Annotated in this window: 16 protein-coding genes; 11 read left to right on the top strand and 5 right to left on the bottom strand. The window is 51.7% G+C overall.

Features of this window, described 5'->3' with window-relative positions:
* The first annotated feature begins 15 nt into the window (after positions 1-15).
* Positions 16-1,143 (top strand): LysM peptidoglycan-binding domain-containing protein, encoded by a 1,128-nt coding sequence (locus P2W70_RS27150; RefSeq protein ID WP_276484706.1) that lies wholly within the window; start codon positions 16-18, stop codon positions 1,141-1,143.
* A gap of 649 nt (positions 1,144-1,792) precedes the next feature.
* Here the strand turns inward: P2W70_RS27150 and fmt are convergent.
* Both fmt and P2W70_RS27140 read right to left on the bottom strand, forming a co-directional pair.
* Positions 1,793-2,791: a methionyl-tRNA formyltransferase gene (gene fmt / locus P2W70_RS27145; protein ID WP_276484705.1), complete on the bottom strand. Its 999-nt coding sequence runs from the start codon at positions 2,789-2,791 to the stop codon at positions 1,793-1,795.
* A 68-nt stretch (positions 2,792-2,859) separates the two neighbouring features.
* Positions 2,860-4,233 (bottom strand): exo-beta-N-acetylmuramidase NamZ family protein, encoded by a 1,374-nt coding sequence (locus P2W70_RS27140; RefSeq protein ID WP_276484704.1) that lies wholly within the window; start codon positions 4,231-4,233, stop codon positions 2,860-2,862.
* 182 nt (positions 4,234-4,415) lie between these two features.
* Here P2W70_RS27140 and P2W70_RS27135 point away from each other — a divergent pair, with 182 nt between their 5' ends.
* Positions 4,416-4,871 (top strand): FKBP-type peptidyl-prolyl cis-trans isomerase, encoded by a 456-nt coding sequence (locus P2W70_RS27135; RefSeq protein WP_276484703.1) that lies wholly within the window; start codon positions 4,416-4,418, stop codon positions 4,869-4,871.
* Between the two features lie 91 nt (positions 4,872-4,962).
* Positions 4,963-5,565 carry a hypothetical protein gene (locus P2W70_RS27130; protein ID WP_276484702.1) on the top strand — a complete coding sequence of 201 codons (603 nt, stop codon included), beginning with the start codon at positions 4,963-4,965 and terminating at the stop codon, positions 5,563-5,565.
* Positions 5,566-5,648: 83 nt separating this feature from the next.
* On the opposite strand, the gene P2W70_RS27125 is transcribed toward P2W70_RS27130, so the two are convergent.
* On the bottom strand, positions 5,649-6,488 hold the full coding sequence (locus P2W70_RS27125) for a CPBP family intramembrane glutamic endopeptidase (RefSeq protein ID WP_276484701.1): 840 nt from the start codon (positions 6,486-6,488) through the stop codon (positions 5,649-5,651).
* Positions 6,489-6,518: 30 nt separating this feature from the next.
* On the opposite strand from P2W70_RS27125, the gene pepT reads away from it, so the two are divergent.
* Positions 6,519-7,766, top strand: a complete 1,248-nt coding sequence (pepT, locus tag P2W70_RS27120) for a peptidase T (protein WP_276484700.1) — start codon at positions 6,519-6,521, stop codon at positions 7,764-7,766.
* 96 nt (positions 7,767-7,862) lie between these two features.
* Complete coding sequence (locus P2W70_RS27115; protein WP_276484699.1) at positions 7,863-9,008, top strand: OmpA family protein; 1,146 nt, start codon at positions 7,863-7,865, stop codon at positions 9,006-9,008.
* A 70-nt stretch (positions 9,009-9,078) separates the two neighbouring features.
* Here P2W70_RS27115 and P2W70_RS27110 read toward each other — a convergent pair whose 3' ends face one another.
* The gene (locus P2W70_RS27110; RefSeq protein WP_276484698.1) at positions 9,079-10,050 is read right to left on the bottom strand and encodes a YpdA family putative bacillithiol disulfide reductase; all 972 of its coding nucleotides are present in this window, start codon (positions 10,048-10,050) and stop codon (positions 9,079-9,081) included.
* Between the two features lie 603 nt (positions 10,051-10,653).
* Here P2W70_RS27110 and P2W70_RS27105 point away from each other — a divergent pair.
* The 6 genes from P2W70_RS27105 to P2W70_RS27080 all read left to right on the top strand — a co-directional run bounded on the left by P2W70_RS27105 (position 10,654) and on the right by P2W70_RS27080 (position 18,390).
* A complete protein-coding gene (locus tag P2W70_RS27105; protein ID WP_276484697.1) occupies positions 10,654-13,779 on the top strand; it encodes a SusC/RagA family TonB-linked outer membrane protein in 3,126 nt (1,041 codons plus the stop codon).
* A gap of 29 nt (positions 13,780-13,808) precedes the next feature.
* Complete coding sequence (locus P2W70_RS27100) at positions 13,809-15,269, top strand: RagB/SusD family nutrient uptake outer membrane protein (RefSeq protein WP_276484696.1); 1,461 nt, start codon at positions 13,809-13,811, stop codon at positions 15,267-15,269.
* 114 nt (positions 15,270-15,383) lie between these two features.
* Entirely contained in the window at positions 15,384-16,082 is a 699-nt protein-coding gene (locus P2W70_RS27095; protein WP_276484695.1) for a hypothetical protein, read from the top strand.
* Positions 16,083-16,177: 95 nt separating this feature from the next.
* Complete coding sequence (locus P2W70_RS27090; protein WP_276484694.1) at positions 16,178-17,104, top strand: SPFH domain-containing protein; 927 nt, start codon at positions 16,178-16,180, stop codon at positions 17,102-17,104.
* Between the two features lie 158 nt (positions 17,105-17,262).
* Positions 17,263-17,970, top strand: coding sequence for a MotA/TolQ/ExbB proton channel family protein (locus tag P2W70_RS27085; RefSeq protein ID WP_276484693.1), 708 nt, complete (start codon positions 17,263-17,265; stop codon positions 17,968-17,970).
* Between the two features lie 21 nt (positions 17,971-17,991).
* Positions 17,992-18,390: a biopolymer transporter ExbD gene (locus tag P2W70_RS27080; RefSeq protein ID WP_276484692.1), complete on the top strand. Its 399-nt coding sequence runs from the start codon at positions 17,992-17,994 to the stop codon at positions 18,388-18,390.
* 58 nt (positions 18,391-18,448) lie between these two features.
* On the opposite strand, the gene P2W70_RS27075 is transcribed toward P2W70_RS27080, so the two are convergent.
* Entirely contained in the window at positions 18,449-19,795 is a 1,347-nt protein-coding gene (locus P2W70_RS27075) for an FAD-binding oxidoreductase (protein ID WP_276484691.1), read from the bottom strand.
* Positions 19,796-19,830: the final 35 nt, after the last annotated feature.

Genomic DNA, 19,830 nt, shown 5'->3' with positions numbered 1-19,830 from the left:
ATGAAATTCAAGACTATGTTGAAAATCAATGTATTAATTGTTGTGTTGGTATTGACGGCCGGTATGGCGCGTGCGCAGCAGCTGAAAGTGCAGGGCACGGCCCCCGCGCAGTACCTGACGCATACCGTAGTGGCCAAGGAAAACTGGTATAGTATCGGAAGATTGTACAACATCAGCCCCAAAGAAATTGCCCCGTTCAACAGCCTTTCTATGGACAAGCCCTTGTCGATCGGGCAAAGCATTAAAGTTCCCCTCACCACCAATGTGTCGTACGACGGAACCAAAGCAGCCGACGAAGTATTTGTACCCCTGTACCACACCGTACAGGATAAAGAATGGCTCTACCGCATCAGCCAAAGCCATAATAAAGTGCCCGTGGCCAACCTGGAAAAATGGAACAACATCACCAACGACCAGGTAAAACCCGGCATGAACCTCATCGTGGGTTATTTGAAAGTTAAGACCGGACAAAGCGCCCTGGCCGCCAATGGTACCAACAAGATAGTGGCCGTCACCGCTGAACCACCGGTAGCGAAAACAGAGCCGGCGCCAGCAACTACCACGCCCGCCACCACAACACCACCGGCTACCACCACACCACCTGTCACGACTACGCCCAAGGAAACAACCCCTGCTGTGGTGAAGACCGAAGAGCCCAAGCCAACCACACCGGTTGAAAAGCCCGTCGAGAAGCCCGTGGAGAAACCCGTAACGACTACGCCGCCTCCACCACCGCCGCCAACTACAACACCGGCTACCACCACACCAACAACTACGGCACCCGTCAATAACAATCCGGCTCCTGGACCCATCAGCCCAACCGGTAGCAATGCCAGCTATAAAGGCGGTTATTTCCGCAGCCAGTATTCCGAGTCTGGTAAGAACAGCACCGGCAATGCCGGTATCTTCCGCAGCACCAGTGGTTGGAAGGATGGAAAGTATTACGCCCTCATGAACAACGTACCCACTGGTACCATCGTGAAGATCACATTCTCTTCCACCAATAAATCAGTCTACGCTAAAGTGCTGGGCCAACTGCCCGACATGAAAGAAAGCGTAGGCCTCGCCATCCGCCTCAGTGATGCCGCTGCTTCCGAGCTCGGCGCCGAGAATGGTAAGTTCTATGTGGATGTGAAATATTAACACTAGCAGTTAACGCAGTAAAAGATATCTGAGCTGGCTACAAGGGTAGCCAGCTTTTTTTATGTTCTTATGGCCGCCTACAGTATACTGAATGGCCCAATATAGCGGAGAAGGTCGCACTGGATAGTACTGCAGGTCGCACTCCACTGGCCTAAACAGTGCTACCTGCCCTATAGGGAGGTGGTAGCAGGCAGGCAGTTGCAGGCTGTACCTCAGCTATTTACAGGCATTTTACATACCCTGTTGTAAACATTCCAGTGCGACCTTGGCTGTTTTTAGCGCGCCTCCAGGGGGCAATATGCCCCCTTTCGCTAATGAACAGCTCCCGGAGTGTACGGCGCGTGTATGCGAATAGCTCGGCGAATCGTCTGCAATAGGTCTACGCATTGCACTGTATAGCTCTACGCATAGCACTGAAATGGGCCTCCAGTGCAATGCGCCGTATATATTGGTGGCATGCGTAGAGCTATACCAGGCTTATTGTCAAGCATATACCGTGCTATCCGCATGCAAAGGCCCCGCAGCTCAGTGCAATGCGGGGCCTTGAAATGTATGATAATTATATGACAGTGAACGGGTTGTTGCGGATAGAGAGGTTAAAAAACACCCTATATAGTAAGATAATATATAATATCAGTCTCGTTCTTGCCTAAAACCGAAAACCCCGGAGGAAGTCGTCGATCAGCATCCTTTTCTTTCCCTCCAGTTGCAGATCGAGTACATGGATGTATCCATCCGGACAGGCAAACTTCAGGTAGGTTTTGCCATTCGTATCGGCCGTACCTACGGGAATGGAAGGCGGCGTGATCTCCTTGGCCGACCGGAATATCTTGAGGGTTTTGTCTTGCAGGTATGTAAACGCACCGGGGTAAGGCGATAATCCACGGATCAAGTTATGGATCTCATACACCGATTTATTCCAATCGATCTTTGCCGTTTCTGTAAAGATCTTGGGGGCGTGTTTCAGCTCCACGGCTTGCGCTCCGGCATTGGTGGCCGTCGCTACGGCGCCACTCACGCCCGCATCGGCCGTACCGGCGATAATCGCTTCCTGCGGCTTCTCGTCGATAGTGCCTGCGGCTAACCCTTCCAGAGTTTTCACCAGCAATTTGGCGCCCACTTCCTTCATATAGTCATGCACGATACCGGCATTGTCGTCATCACCGATGGGGAAACTATCCTGCAGCAGGATATGGCCCGTATCGATCTCTTGCTGCAATTTGAACGTCGTAACACCCGTCACCTTTTCGCCATTGATCACTGCCCAGTTGATGGGGGCAGCACCACGGTATTGGGGCAACAATGAGCCATGCACATTGAGCGTACCCATCGGCGGCATATTCCACACGGCTTCCGGCAGCATCCGGAAGGCCACCACCACCTGCAAGTCGGCACGAAGGGCACGAAGTGCTTCCTGGAACTCGGCATCTTTCAATTTTACCGGCTGCAACACGGGCAGTCCATGCTCTACCGCATATTTCTTTACCGCACTTTCCGTCAGCTTCATGCCGCGACCAGCTGGTTTATCCGGTGCGGTGACTACGCCTACGACCTGTGCACCCGCTTTTACCAGGGCATCGAGCGAGGCCACGGCAAACTCAGGCGTACCCATAAAGACGATCCGTATATCGTTCAACTGTCTGCTCATAATTCAAGAATTGATCAACTGCCTGTTTGGCGGCCGGTGCTGTAATTACACTTCAGCCGGGCAATCGTTTATTGAAAATCTGTATAAATAAGATACTTCTTGCGGATCGCTTTAAACCGACCCAGGGCAGGTTCCCAACTCTTGCGTATCTCCGCTTCCGCGACGCCGCCTTTCATTTGCCGGATGAGTTCATCATTGCCCACCAGCTTATTGAAAAAGTTGCCTTTGTTCAGGAAGAAAGAGTCTTTATTGGGAAACAGGCGGTACGCTTCCAGCAGGTAGCCGATCTGTACCTGGTTGTGGACCCTGTCCAATACCTGCGCAGGTGTGCCGCTCAGGTCCCAGCCATAACACAGCTGGTCCATCAGTTTGGGTTTGGTAGCCCCTGGCATACTGCGTGGGGTAAACGACTTCAGGGAGGAAGGCAGTGTAGGATGGCCAAATAGCTGGAAGGGTTTTGTGGTGCCACGTCCCTCGCTCAATACCGTACCCTCGAAATAACACGTGGAAGCATACCAATAAATAGATTGGATATCGGGCAGGTTGGGAGAAGGTTTTACCGGCAACACGTATTTGTCGTTGTGCGTATAGTGCGCGCATGGAATGATGGTGAGCGAATAAGCTTTCGGATCAGTGGGTGCCGTGCGTTTTTGCATCGCAGCCCGCTCGGGTGACGAAGGGATATGTATAGTCGCTGTGATCTTGTGTTGCAACCATTGCTCGCCGGCCAGCATATAGGCATATTCGCCGATCGTCATACCATATACCACCGGTACGGGTTGCATCCCGACGAATGAGCGGAAAGCCGTGTCGAGCACGGGACCATCTACATAAAACCCATTGGGATTGGGACGGTCGAGGATGATCAGCGGTTTGTTGTGCTCGATCGCCGCTTCCATATACTCCTGCAACGAAGAGATATACGTATAGAAGCGGGTGCCTACGTCTTGTATATCGAACAGGAGCACATCCACATTTTTAAGGTCGTCTGCCGAAGGGCGGTGTTTGCTGCCATATAGCGATACGACCGGAATGCCCGTTTGTTTATCTACGTAATTGCCAATCTTGGCGCCGGCATCGGCCGTGCCGCGGAAACCATGTTCGGGTCCGAAGATCACCGAGATGGTTACCCCTTTTTTCTTCAGCACATCTACGATATTGTCTTTTCCGATGGTCGACGTGTGGTTGGCAAACACGGCCACCCGTTTGCCCTTGATCAGCGGCAGGTAGAGGTCGAGGCGTTCCGCACCCGGTTGAATGCGATTGGCTGATGACGGGGCATTTTCACCCCCGCGACCAACTGCCAGAGAACCTGGTTGTGCGGATTCCCATGCCGGGAATTTACCGGTGTTCAACGAGGTTGTAGTACTGCTTTCGGCGGGCTTCAACGCGGCACAAAAAGCAGCAGAAAACGATATGATAATAAGCCACAATTTATTCATAAGGCATTGATATATATGACCCAACAGGTTAATTGCCTGAAATTCAAAGATAACCTTAAAAACTACGGGTGTCTGGTTTTTTTCCCTTTACTTTGTTTCCGGTAACCGGACTTTTTTCTTGTCGACGCTGATTAGAAAACAAGGTGGTGACTGCCTTTTATAACATTTTAAATACATTTCAGATGCAACAAGCAAAAGCTGGTGATACCGTAAAAGTACACTACCATGGCCGTTTGACAGATGGTACTACTTTCGATTCCTCAGAAGGTCGCGATCCGCTCGAATTTGAAGTTGGCAGCGGTGCAGTGATTCCCGGATTCGACAACGGCATTACCGGCATGACAGTAGGAGAGAAGAAGACCATCAATATCCCGGTTGATCAGGCATACGGACCCAAAGATCCAGGTATGCTGGTAGAGTTCCCCAAAACAAATTTCCCTCCCGATATGGTGCCCGAGATCGGTATGCGTCTTAACATGACCAACGGTTCCGGACAAGTAATTCCTGTAGTTATTACCGACGTACAGCCAGAAACCGTCATTCTCGATGCCAACCATCCGCTGGCAGGTGAAGACCTGATCTTCGAGATCGAGCTGGTATCGATCGGTGGTGGTGCTTCCCGCATTATTATGCCTTAATTTCCTATGCAGGATACTGCATTTTTTCATAGTAAAAGCCCGGTATGAACATACCGGGCTTTTTTATATTTTGGCCCAAAGAATATACCCTATGAAACGAATCTACACCACTATCTTAGTATCCGTATTGGCATGCAGTGCGCTCGTTACCAAGGCGCAGGACAATGATTCTACCATGGCCGCCAACAACGCCCTGAAGAGTGCCGAAGCCCTGGTAAAGGCCTGGTTCTTCCAGGAATGGAAAACCTACGCCGACCTCACCACGCCCTCCGTGGTGAAGTATTATGGAGGCCCCCAACAGTTTAAGGAACACCTGGTCACCATCTACTTCCGTTTGGAACCCAAGCAGGAAGAAAAACCCGAGATCTTACGGTTGCTCGAATTGCGCAACGATACCGACCAATGGCAGGCGGTGATCGAGAAGGTGCGCTACACGTTTATCGATGGTAAACGTGCCATCATCACCAGCCACCTGGTGGGGCAGTCGACCGATGCCGGTGCTACCTGGAAATTTGTGGATGTGAGCCACAACTCGCTCGAAAATCTGGCCTTCATCTTCCCAACGATCTTTACCGATCTCTCGATTCCCCTGGGCAAAACCGTCATCCCCAGTGAGGTGATCGAACAGCAAACCGCCGTACAGGAGCCCGCTCCCAAGGCTACTGCTAAAAAGAAAGCCACCCCTAAAAAGTAAACGAAGACTTTAAATAGTAGTTAGTAAGTTAGATGGTCGGGACCGCCGGGAGGCGGTCCTTTTTTGTGCAGTGCTGCAGCCCGTCACCGCTTCCACCAGGACCTTTGCCATACCAACCCGATGGCCAGTGCCAGCAGCAAGGTTGCAATGATCGATCCTTCAAAGCCAAAGGCGCCACCGGTCAGCAGTACGCCGCCCTGGCGTTCCATATGCCACAGGCTTTGCAGGCCCAATCCGCTTACCTCATAACCCAGTATCGGACCCTGGAAGAAGTTCCAGCTGAGGTGAAAACAAATGGAGAACCATAGGTTGCGGGTATACACATAATTCAATCCCAGCAACAGGCCACCGGCTACCAGGTTCAGAAACGCGACGGGGTTCAGGTTGGCATTGCCAAGGTGTATCAGCGCAAACAGCAAGGTGCTGACGGCCAGGGCCACCCACTTGTTTTGCTGCTGTAGCAAATTATTGAGGATATAACCTCGAAAGGCGATCTCTTCACTGAAGGCCGTCAGGGTAAACAGCAACAGGCCGGTACCCAGGGCGCGGGCGTCAAAAACAGTATCCAGCCAGTCCAGGTGGCCGGTGGCATAGAGGATCAGCGAACCGGCACCAGGCAATATCAGTCCGAGTAAAACGCCGGCAGCGGCTTCGTGGCCATGGCCCTTCCAGGCAAAACCCATACTGACGATCGATTGCCGGTCTACCAGTTTACGGAACAGCAGGGCCACCCCGATCAATGAAATACTGCTGCACAGCAGTACCGCCATTGTTAGGGTAGGGTCATTCAGCAGTTTGTTGGCATTGGCCAACCCGTGGCGCAATGCCCAAACAATACCGACAGCCGCACCGCTGGCGAAATAAACACCGACATAAGCAATAAAAAAGAGTAGGGCACGAACCCAGGCCTGTTTGATCAACATAAAAATTTATCTTGCCAAAAATACAACGGCATGTTCGATAATTATAGCTACACCGTCCAGGAAAAATTTATGCGCTATGTGCAGATCGATACGCAGAGTGATCCGCAGTCCAATACCTTCCCGTCTACCGAGAAGCAAAAGAACCTCGGCAGGGTACTAGTACAGGAATTGCTGGCCCTGGGATTGTCGGATGCCCACCTCGACGACCACGGCTATGTATACGCTACCATCCCGTCCAACACCGATAAGCAGGTGCCGGTCATTTGTTATTGCGCCCATATGGATACAGCGTCCGATTGTTCCGGCACCGATGTAAAGCCCATCGTGCATACCAACTACGACGGCAGCGATATCGTATTGCCCGACGATCCTACCCAGGTCATCACCACCGCCGAGCATCCTTACCTGCGCAAGCGCATTGGCGACGACATCATCACGGCATCCGGCACCACCTTGCTGGGGGCCGATGACAAGGCCGGTGTAGCCATCATCATGGACCTGGCCAATTACCTGACTACCCATCCCGACGTCAAACACGGAACCATCAAAATACTGTTTACCCCCGATGAAGAGATTGGTCGTGGGGTAGACCGCATCGACCTCAAGAAGCTGGGGGCCGATTATGCCTATACACTCGATGGGGGCGAACGTGGTTCCTTCGAAGCAGAGACCTTCTCGGCCGATGCGTTGACCATCACCATTCATGGCGTGAGCGCGCATCCTGGTTATGCGAAAGACAAACTGGTGAATGCACTCAAGGTCGGTGCTTATTTCATCGACCAGTTGCCCAAAGATGGCTGGTCGCCCGAAACGACCGAAGATCGCTACGGATTTGTACACCCCGTACATTTTGAAGGTACCGTCGAGAAATGTACCATCCAGTTCATCATCCGCGATTTCTGGACCAAGAAACTGGCTCCATATGAAAACGTATTGAAAGAAGAGCTGCAACTGGCGTTGAATAAGTTTCCGGGCTCCCGCGGCGAATTCCAGGTGAAAGAGCAATACCGCAACATGAAAGAAATACTCGACCAGCACCCGCAGGTATGTGACAATGCCAAAGAGGCCATTGCCCGGGCTGGGGTAGAAGTACATGAAATGAGTGCACGCGGTGGTACCGATGGCTCCAGGCTGTCGTTTATGGGGCTGCCCTGTCCCAACCTGTTTACCGGCGAAATGGCCTTCCATGGCAAACATGAATACGTGAGTGTGCAGGATATGCAAAAAAGCGTGCAGACCATTGTACACCTGGCCATGATCTGGGAAGAAAAAGCATAAGCGCCCAACCTATCCGGTGGTGGCTTCGTCAACGATATAAGGCCTGTTCGCGGAATGAACGTACCTTCCGGGAACAGGCCTTTTTATTACGTACCGATGCGTCACCTTTTATTGATCATACTCAGCCTGCTGGCCTTCGAGGCCGGTGCACAAAACCTGCTGGTCAATGGCGGTTTTGAAGACGAGAACATTTGCACCGAATACAAGCACAATTGCGCCCCCGAGGCCTGGATCGCCAATTCTTTCTACGCCAATTATTACTACTATACCCCCGGCCAGGCCTACAAGGGCACCCATTTCGTGGGGCTTGCTTCCGGCACGGCCTATCAAAAAGGGGTACACAATTTCATCCGCACCAAATTATTGAGTGGCCTGCAACCCGGCCATCAATACGAGATTCAATTCTTCGTACGCTCCCGCCACGATATACTCGATAGTGTAGGCGTCTATTTCACCACCACCGATTTTCTGTACGAGAAGCGCCGCCACAACGAGCTATCGCCCCAGCTATGGGCGACCGATGCCCTGGATACTTTGTATGAAGACCCCAGCCTATGGCAGAAGGTAAGGCTGCATTATACGGCCACGGGCAACGAACAGTACATTACGATCGGCTGCTTCAACCGGCGTGAATACCGGTTCCGGGGCATGCCCGATTTCAACCGTGACTACTATTTCTTTCTCGATGAGGTGACGATGAAGCCACTCGATCCCGCTGAACAATTAAGTGCACAGGCCGATAGCGTAAAGGCAGAGATCTACAACGAAAATGAACGGCATGAATACCTGCGCCGCCAGATCTATGTGCGCAGCAAAACTCCGCCGCCCCCCACCATACTGCCCATAACAGTTATGCGGATAGGGCTGCCCCCTGCGCCACTTCAGCGTATCGATACGCTGGTTATTCCGGATATCTTTTTTGCGACTGCGAGTTACCAGCTCACCGATCGTAGCCATAGTACGTTGGATAGTTTTGTCAATCAATTACAGGGGTATACCATCGATTCCATCGTGGTGGAGGGGCATACAGACAGTGTGGGCAAACTGGCCTACAACGAAGCGCTGTCGCGCAACCGGGCTGGGGCGGTTAAAGACCGGCTTGCAGCAGGACTGGCACCCAAACAACTGCCCTTTGTTGCCCGGGGTTATGCCTACCTGAAACCTATTGCTTCCAATCGCACCCCGGCGGGCCGCCAGCAAAACAGAAGAGTGGAGATCTACGTGTACCGGAAAGAAGAGTGACGGGCAGGCATACCGGTCACGTCGCCGCACGCCGTAGCGGGCGACGGGAATACTGATCCGGCGAAGCTGCTTATCCCCGCTTCGCTATAATCGCCTGGATGATCTTTTCCGCGTGAATGCGGGAGTTCTCAATAAACCACAAGTGCGTGTTCATCCCACCCACCACCACGCCTGCCAGGTATACATTGGGCAGGTTGGATTCCATGGTGTCGGTATTATACGTTGGTTGCAGTACGGCGTCGTTGGAAAGCTGCACGCCGATGCGCCGCAGGAAATCGAAATTGGGTTGATAGCCCGTCAGTGCAATCACATAATCATTGGCGATGGTCTCGATACCATACGGTGTTTCGATATCTACTTCCCGCTCACGGATGTTACGTACGTGTGAGTTGAAGTATACTTTGATGCTGCCTTCTTTGATGCGGTTTTCCATATCGGGTTTTACCCAATACTTCACGCGGTCACCGATCTTGTCTTTGCGCACCACCATGGTTACATCGGCGCCTTTACGCCAGGTTTCGAGGGCTGCATCGACAGACGAGTTGCTCGCACCTACCACGATCACTTTTTGCATGGCGTAGAAATGCGCTTCTTTGTAATAATGCACCACCTTGGGCAGCTCTTCGCCGGGTACGCCCAGGTAAATCGGGATATCATAGAAGCCGGTGGCTACGATGATGTTGGTGGCGGTATAGGTATGCCGGTTGCTCCTGAGCCGGTAGTGAGCATCTTCGCGGTCTACGGTCAACACTTCTTCCTGCAGGCGAATGTTCAGTTCGTTGGATAGCGTTACCCGCCGATAGTACTCCAGTGCTTCCGGTCGGGTAGACTTTACATTGTTCGATACGAAGGGGATGCCGCCGATCTCCAACCTTTCGGAGGTAGAGAAAAACGTCATATTCATCGGATAGTTATACAATGAATTGGTAAGACAGCCTTTTTCCAGTATCAGGTAGTCGATACCGGCATGCTTCGCTGCCAGCGCACAGGCCAGGCCGATGGGGCCCCCACCAATAATGAGTAAAGAATAGTGTTGAAACATAGTAATATAAAAGATAACAGCAGCAAGTCGTGGACGAAATTACGAATACTATCGTAACAGGTTGATTACATACCGATATATAGAATACAATAATATTTATAAATAGAGGGGGAAAAAATTTTTTTTATGCAGCACGTCTGTTAGATTTGAAGTCTTGTAGTCGTTAACATTTCAATAACGAACCTGGCAACTAATGCGCACATGAGAAAAGGTACATAGGTACTGACCGGAAGTACATTTACTATTACACGCTTCTTAACCGGCAGTGATTCCCACCTTTCTCTTCTATATAATGACCAGCCCCATTAGGGCAAAATTCCTGTATAGCCAAAAAACACCGATCGTATCAGACGGCATTTCCAGCGTACGTATGCTACTGCCGTCCATGGTTTTAGTCATGATTTACAGGTATGAAGTATGCTGCCGACAGGCGGCATGAGGATGTTTTGCCTTGCCATAACGAAAGCTCAATCTCTTACCCGAACCCCGTTTACAGCGCATACTGCTGCCCCAAAGGGGCAGGTGATGGTGTCATGTCGGTCCGTTACTAACGGATGACCTTATATGATTTTGTCTATTACCAATACTAAATAAACACATCACATGAGCATGAGAAAAACACTGACATTGATCTTTGGCATGTTGCTGCTCACCGGTACGATGCTGGCCCAGACGAAGGCCATCTCCGGTAAAGTAACGGATGCCCAGGGTGCCCCCATTCCCAATGCCTCCGTGCTGGTAAAAGGTGCCAATACTGGTACCACCACCGATGCAACCGGTAGCTTTTCTTTTACCGCCCCGGCCAGTGCCAAAGCGCTGGTCATTTCTGCGGTGGGCTATGGCAGCACCGAAATTTCCGTGGGTAACAAAACGGTATTCGACATTTCACTGAAATCTTCCGACAAAGAGCTGCAGGAAGTGGTGGTGGTAGGTTATGGTACGCAGAAGAAGTCTTCTGTGACTGCCAATATTACCACCGTAAAAGGCGCTGTACTGGCCGATAAGCCCGCACCGAGCTTCGATGCCTCGCTCGGTGGCCGTGCTGCCGGTGTACAGATCACCGTTCCTAACGGGGTGGTCAACAACCCGCCTGTATTCCGCATCCGCGGTACCAACTCGATCAACCTCAGTTCCTATCCCCTCATCGTGATCGACGGTATCCCCACGTTTACCGGCGACGTGAGTGGTTCGCTGGCAGCATCGAATGCACTGGCCAGTATCAATCCTGCCGATATCGAGAGCATGGACATCCTGAAAGATGCTGCCGCCACTGCCATCTATGGTAGCCGTGGTGCCAACGGTGTGGTGCTGATCACCACGAAAAAAGGTAAAAGAGGCAAGGCTAAAGTTACCTATGATGGCTGGGCCGGCTGGACCAAGCCCACCCGCCTCTGGGATATGATGAATGCCGAAGAGTATATGACGGTAAAGAACGAAGGCCTGGCCAACCTGGCCATACCCGCTGCCCCCAGGTACCTGCCAACACCCGGTCCTGATGGACAAACCATCAATACCGACTGGTACGACTATGCATACCGTACCGGTTTCTCCCACAGTCATAATGTAGCGATCTCGGGCGGTAGCGAGGCAACGACCTTTTATTTCTCGGCCGGTTATACCGATCAGCAGGGCATGATCCTTAAAAACTCCTTCAACCGCAAGAACATTCGTTTCAATGTAGACCACAAGATCAACAAGATCCTGTCGGGCGGCATGAATGCCAATTACTCCAATGAGTTGAACAAGGCGGCAGCCAACTCAGGTTCACTGCCTGGTGCTTCTTTTGCTTCCGCGGGTCTGGCCCGTCTGGCACTCACCCTGCCACCCAACGTGTCTCCGTACAAGAACGATGGGACTTACAATACCAGTGGTAATGCCATCGGTAGAATGAACAATACCGAGAACATCAGCTTCTGGAATCCGGTACCTATCATCGACAACAACTATTCCAATGCGGAGAACGATCACATCCAGGGAAATGTGTATTTGCAATTGAAGCCTATTCCCGATGTGACGCTTCGTACCAACTATGGTATCGACTACCTCAACGTTGATAACCGTCAGTTTGCTACGCCTATCATCGGCGATGGATTCCCGACAGGTGCTTCCTTTGGCAACCTGCAAAAGAACAAACGCTGGGTGTGGACCACCACAGCGCAATACGATCATACCTTCTTCGAGAAACATGCGCTGTCGGTATTGGTCGGTACAGAGCAACAACGTACCACCAATGAAGGATACGGCCTTTCCCGCAGCCAGTTGAGCGATCCGTTTTATACCAACTTGCAGGGCGGCTGGTTGCTGAACAATACCTCCGGTCTGGCATTGGGGGAGAACTATCTCTGGAGCGGTTTCTCACGCCTTAATTATGACTTCGACCGTAAATATTTCCTGTCGGGTACTTTCCGTCGCGATGGTTACTCAGCATTTGCTGATGGTCTGGAGTACGGTAACTTCTACAGCTTCTCCGGTGGTTGGGATGTTGCGCAGGAGAAATTCTTTGCCAACAGCGCCATTGGTCGTGTAGTCAACAGTCTGCGCCTCCGCGGTAGCTATGGTACTACGGGTAATATCTCCGGCATCGGCAACTTCGCTTCCAATTCGTTCTATAGCGCAGGTACTTACAACGGACAGGCTACGCTGGCCTTCTCACAGGCGGGTAACCCCGACCTGACCTGGGAAACCAGTAAAAAAACGGATATCGGCTTTACCTTTGGTTTGTTCAATGACAAGATCACCGGTGAAATTGCCTATTATAAAAACGATGTGGATGGTCTGTTGCTGAACGTGCCGATGGCTCCTTCTACCGGTATGCCCAACAACCCGCTCACCAACATCGGTGCGATGTATAATAAAGGGATCGAAGTAACCCTTAGTGCTACACCGATCTCCAGCAAGGATTTCCGCTGGAGCACTTCCTTCAACTATACCTACAACGACAACAAGGTAACGACACTGGCGCCTGGTGTACCTTTCATTACGTCGGCCACCAGTTTGGAAACGGTCAACATCACCATGCCCAATTATCCCATCAGTTACCTCTATGTGATCCCTACGGCAGGGGTAAATCCACAAACCGGTCAGCGTATTTTCGTCAATGCCAAGGGAGAGAAAGTACAGTATAATCATGCTGCAGCAGCGGGTTCCCGGTATACCTACCTCGACGGTACACTGGCACCTGCCATCGACGCAGGTAAAGACCAGGTTCCTTTATACAACAGTATTCCCCGTTTTTATGGCGGGTTCGACAACAACTTCAGCTATAGGAATTTCGACCTCAATGTACTCCTGACCTATCAGGGCGGTTTCTATGTGTACAATGGTACGCAGGCGTCAATCCGCGACCAACGTTTCTGGAACAGCGAAAAGGCCGTATTGCGTCGCTGGCAGAAAGTGGGTGATGTAACCGATATTCCCCGGGTGGTATATGGCGACAACGTATCGAATGGTTCTGCCAATCCCATCTCCGAAAACGTGCAGAAGGGTGATTTCATCAAGTTGCGCAACGTAGCCCTGGGGTATACCCTGCCAGCCAAAGCCAGCCAGAAACTGGGTATCGCCAGTGCGCGCTTCTATGTGAGTGGTCAAAACCTGGGTATCATCACCAAGTACAAAGGACCCGATCCGGAAGTTTCTTCCAATGGAAACGGCAACGGCAACCAGGGTGTTGATCGTAATACGGTGGGTAATGCCATCACAGGTACTATCGGTTTAACAGTAGGGTTTTAATTATCCAACAACACATTAAAAAGAACACAATGAAAAAATATATGTTGAAGCTGGCCTTGTTGAGCGGAGTGACGATGGTGTTGTTTTCCTGCCAGAAAAGCACTTTGAATCCAACTTCTACCACCGCGCTGGACGATAAAACGGCTTTTGCTACACTCGATCGTATCGATGGTCAGGTAAAGGGTATTTATGCAGCCATTAAATCCGGTCAGGTGCTGGGTGGTCGTTATTTCCTCTACAACGATGCACGTGCAGAGAACCTGGTGTCGGAAGATCCCAACCGCGTTACAGTGCGTGCGCCCTGGGAGTTTTCCGTGGGTAGTAGTGATGATGAACCTCGTAATTTGTGGTCGAATGCTTACAGCACGATCAACCGGGCCAATCTCTTCCTGGATGGTATGGAGGCTGGTGGCAATGCGGTAGCAGGCGCGAAAGCCACCGAGTTTCAGGGAGAAGCACGTTTCCTGCGTGGCCTGAGTTATTATATCCTGGTCACCACCTTCGCCCGCCCATACTGGGATGGCAATGGTAGCAAGCGTGGTTTACCGTTGCGTCTCAAAGGCATCAAGGGGCCTGGATTCAACGAGCTGGCACCCGTAACGGTAGCTGAGGTGTACACGCAGATCCTGCAGGATCTCGATTTTGCAGAAACCAACCTGGCGGCCACGGTGGCAGATGCAACGGCCCGCACAACGCGCGCCCACAAGAATACTGCCATCGCACTGAAGACCAGGGTTTATCTGTCAATGAGAGATTATCCCAAGGTGATCACAGAAGCCAATAAGATCGTTTCCACCACAGCTCCCTTCAAGGCGCCATCCGGTGTGGCGAATGCTCTGGCTGCCAATATTACCAACCTGTTTACCGGCACCAGCACCGACCTGGAGAACATTTTTTCCATGCCATTTACGGTAAATGATGCGCCAGGCACACAAAACCAGTTGGGGCATTATTACCGCCCATCCAGCGCAGGTGGGCAGGGTATTTTCTCCCTCAATGCCAATGGCGTGATTGGCGATACCAAGTGGACCAAAGCCGATGATCGTCGTAAACTCATCGATACGGCCAGCAGCAAGTCTTACCTGAAGAAATTCAACAGCGGTTCACCCTGGCTCGATTTTGCGCCGGTGATCCGTTATTCCGAAGTAATGCTCAACCTGGCCGAAGCGCTGGCCCGCGGCAATGCCGGTGTCGACGCGAGGGCCGTTGAATTGCTGAATGCGGTACGCAACCGGTCCGACAAAACGACCACGTACACCACAGCCAGTTTCGCCAACCAGGCCGAACTCCTGGTGGCGATCCTGCAGGAACGCAACATCGAGTTCCTGGGTGAAGGCATCCGCAGCCTGGATATCTGGCGCCTGGGGCTCGACTTCCCGACCAAATCCAGTGGTGGATTTATCGTGACGGCCATTCCCAGCACGAGCCCGGCCTATATATTCCCGATCTCGTCTGATGAAACCAGGCTCAATCCCCTGATCTCCAACTAACAGGCATGACCCCATTAACTGTTTGAGAAAATGCACTACCCCGGGACGCGTGATCCCGGGGTATCTTTTTATATTCGGGTGCAACGGCTTTTTACACGCCTCAATCATTCATGTATGCATACACGTACACTACTCCAACTCCTGCTGCTGTCCATAGCCTGCTCCACCCAGGCACAACTGAGCGATCTGGGATCCAATCCTTTCATGGCAGATGCTACCGGCCGCCCTTTATACCTGCAAACCAATTACCGGTCGGAAGGTAGTCCGTATTACTACGATGCCTATCTGCCCGCCACGGTGACAGCATTAACCGGGAAGGTGTATACCAACATCAGGGTCAAACTCAATGTACAAACGAATGAACTGCTGTATATGGCCGACAATGGGGCCGAGATGATCGCCGCCATGCCGGTACGCCGCATCCATTTTGGGAGTGTGGCCGACAAGGAGGCTACCACAACGAAGGTGCTGGAGAGTGTCGGTACAGAACCGCTAAACGCCCCTAATGCGGCCATCTATGAAGTGGCCGATACCGGGCGGATAGCCGTATTGAAACAGATCAAGGTCACTTATACAGACGACAAGGCCTTCAACCAGGCGTCGGTCGTGCGCATCTTCAAGCGCAAGGAAACCTGGCACCTCCGCCTGGCCAATGGGCAGGTGGCCCGGCTCGAAACGAGCAAAGAGGCGGTGTTAACCCTGCTGGCCGATCAGCAAGCAGCGGTGACGGCCTATATCGACCAGGAAAAGCTCAAATGCCGTACGGTAGATGATGTCCGCAAAGTGATCCGGTACTACAATACCCTGCATTGATACCACGTGCGGGTACCCCAACCCGGCCACGCCAGTAAAAAACGCCACCGATCAATTTAAAAAATGTACTTTTCGGAATAAAATAAACTGATCGTATGGAACTCCTCTCCTCCTACTGGTGGGTCATCGTGGTTGTACTGATCCTCTTTGCAGGCCTTAAAACCATCAACCAGGGCTATGTCGGTGTGATCACCATGTTTGGTAAATACCAGCGTGTAGTGCGCCCCGGTCTTAATTTCCTCATTCCTTTTCTTGAACAGATCTATCGCAAGGTCAGCGTACAGAACCGCTCCGTCGAAATGGAGTTTCAGGCTGTTACTGCCGACCAGGCCAATGTATACTTCAAGAGTATGCTGTTGTATTCGGTGCAGAATGCCGACGAAGAAACCGTCAAGAAAGTAGCGTTCAAATTTCTGAGTGAGCGTGATTTTATGCAGGCGCTGACCCGCACCATCGAGGGTACCATCCGTTCTTTTGTGGCGACCAAGCGCCAGGCCGAGATCCTCGCCCTGCGCAAAGATCTGGTAGAATATGTGAAAGAACAGATCGATACACTGCTCGAAACCTGGGGATACCACCTGCTCGACTTGCAGATCAACGACATCACATTCGATAAGCAGATCATGGATTCCATGAGTCGTGTGGTAGCGAGTAACAACCTGAAGGCGGCTGCGGAAAATGAAGGCCAGGCCCTGCTGATCACCAAGACCAAATCGGCCGAGGCAGAGGGTAATGCCATCAAGATTGCGGCAGAGGCGGAGCGTACGGCTGCGCAGCTGCGTGGTCAGGGTGTGGCACTGTTCCGCGAAGAGGTGGCCAAAGGTATGAGCCATGCGGCCGAGCAGATGAAGCAGGCCAACCTCGATACCAATGTTATCCTGTTCTCCATGTGGACAGAAGCTGTCAAGAACTTTGCAGAAGCTGGTAAGGGCAACGTGATCTTCCTGGATGGTAGTCCCGAGGGGATGGAACATACCATGAAGCAGATACAGGCCATGATGATGAAACCAAGCGGTACCTAGAGCCGGTCAGGCCATATCAAGAATAAATTAGATGCTGCCCCGGCCCGCGCCGGGGCATGCTTTTAAAAGCGTATATAACAAACTTTTAAGAAATATAAACGGCTAAAAAACGTTTTGGGCATACATTTGATACTTTTACACCACTAAAACAACACTGGATGAATTGGTTTTTCTTGCAGGTCACCAACCCGGCAACATCGGCAGTAGATTCGTTAAAGCAGGTCGTGCAGGGAAGTGGTACTGCGCCTTCTATGAACGTAATGGAAATGCTGGCCCATGGTGGTCCACTGATGATCCCCCTGGGTATATTGCTGGTACTGGCCGTTTTCTTCTTTTTCGAGCGATTGATCGCTATCCGCAAGGCCAGCAACATCGATCCCAATTTTATGAACATCATCCGCGACAACGTGTTCAGCGGGAATGTATCTGCCGCCCGTTCGCTGGCGAAGAATACGCCCAACCCGGTTGGTCGTATGATCGATAAAGGGTTGCAGCGTATCGGCAAGCCCATCGATGCCATCGAGAAAAGCATGGAAAATGTCGGCAAACTCGAGATCTATAAGATGGAAAAGAACCTGTCGATGCTGTCGCTGGTGTATGGTATCGCACCGATGTTCGGGTTTCTCGGTACTATCTTCGGGATGTTGCAACTGTTTTACAACATCAATGCGTCGGGCGACTTTACCCCTGCACAGATTGCGGGTGGTATCTATACCAAGATGATCACGTCGGCAAGCGGTCTCATCATTGGCCTGCTGGCGTATGTAGGGTACAACTTTCTCAATGCCCAGATCGACAAGAACGTGAACCGGATGGAAGTGGCGAGCGCCGAATTCATCGACATTTTACAGGAACCCACCAGGTAATAAACAGCAAAAGCACCAGGCATGAATTTAAGAAACAGGTTAAGGTCACACCCGGAGTTGCATGCAGGAGCGCTGAACGATATCCTGTTCATCCTGCTGTTCTTCTTCCTGATCGTGTCTACCATCGCCAATCCCAATATCGTGAAGGTGAACAATCCGAGCGGTAAGAAGGATACGAAGGCGAAGCAGCACATCACGGTGTCGATCGATAACAACCAGCAATATTTTATCGGTACCAAAAAGGCCGATCCTGCTTTGTTCGATACTTTGCTGAAAGCAGAGATCTACAAGTTCAAGCAGACGATCGATACGCCTGTGGTGGTGATCAATGCGGATACCGTGGCGTATTGGGGAGAGATCTTCCGTATTATGCGCGTGTCCAAAGCCACCGGCGCCAAAGTGGTCGCCAACGTGAAGTAGTAGTCGATACAACAACAAATAGGAACGCACTGTAGCTGATAGCCGCAGTGCGTTTTTTTTATGCCTCCAGCTCCAGCCGCCTCCCAATATTCGAATTGAACTTATTCTGCGGATCGTATTTGCGTTTTACATTGAGCCAGTCTCCCACCTGCGGGTACATAGAGCGGAACATGGATGCTTCCAGGCAGGCATCCTTACCCAGGTACAGGCGGCCACCCGCTGCCAGCACCTTGGCATCCAGCTTAGGTGTAAACTCGAATAGCTGTTTAGTGACCGGGAAGTCGATCGCCAGTGTATAGCCTTTGAAAGGGAAGGAGAGTACGCCCTGGCCGTCGCCCATGCGCTTGAACACATTGAGGAACGGCGTACAACCGCTTTGCGCGATCATCTGTAAGATCTCGGCCAGGTTGGCGCGGCCATTCTCTTCGGGTATCACAAACTGGTATTGAATAAAACCGCGCTTGCCATAACCCCGGTTCCAGTTGTTGATGGCATCCAGCGGGAAGAAGAATTTCTCATAATGAATAAACTCCTTGGGTGAGTTCTGCACAAAAGCGATCACCCGGTTCAGCACCTTTACCGTCAGGTTGTTCAGCGTAAAAGAGGGGAGAAAGAACGGCACCGACAATTTACTCAGCTTGTGCGTCTTCAATGGATCGGCTTTCAGTTTGGCCGGTAAGTCTTCCAGCTTCGCCGCATTGCCCAGCGTCAACACCCCGCTACCCATCTTATCGCCCTTCGCGAGTGCATCGATCCAGGCTACCGAGTAATTGTATTCATGGTCGTATTGTTCCAGCGCCTCGAGCATATGGTCGAGGTTTTTGATCTTGATGGAGCGTTGCTTGAAATAGCAGGATTCTATCTTACGTAGTTTGATGCGGGCTGTCAGGATCACGCCAAGCAGACCCAGTCCGCCGAAATTGGCCCAGAACAGGTCGGCATTTTCTTCCCGCGAAGCGGTCAGCACACGACCGTCGGCTACCAGAATGGTAAATGACAATACGCAGTTCACAAACGACCCGTCGATATGGTGAGCCTTGCCATGAATATCGTTGGCAATAGCGCCTCCGATGGTCACGAACTTGGTGCCCGGACAGATCATCGGCAACCACCCCCGGGGCGCAAAGGTCGAGATGATCTCTTCCAGGCTGGCGCCGGCTTCACATTCCAACACACTGGCTTCCGGGTCCCAGCCCAGGAAACGGTTCAGTTTGGTGCAGTCGCCTACAAACTGGCTGTCATTGATGGCCTGGTCGCCATAGCTACGGCCGAGTCCGCGCGGCACCAGGTTACCCTGCTGCAGCGAATCCAGCACATCCTGGTTGTTGCGTACGTGAACGAGGTACGATGCTGCGACCGGGTAATTGCCCCAGCCTGCTATATTTTCCTTCCTGTTTAAAGACATGTAATAGGTTTACGGCGACTAAATATACAGCGAAA

This window comes from Paraflavitalea pollutisoli, from assembly GCF_029360705.1.
Lineage (GTDB): Bacteria > Bacteroidota > Bacteroidia > Chitinophagales > Chitinophagaceae > Paraflavitalea > Paraflavitalea pollutisoli.
This window is presented reverse-complemented; position numbering and strand designations above follow the sequence as displayed.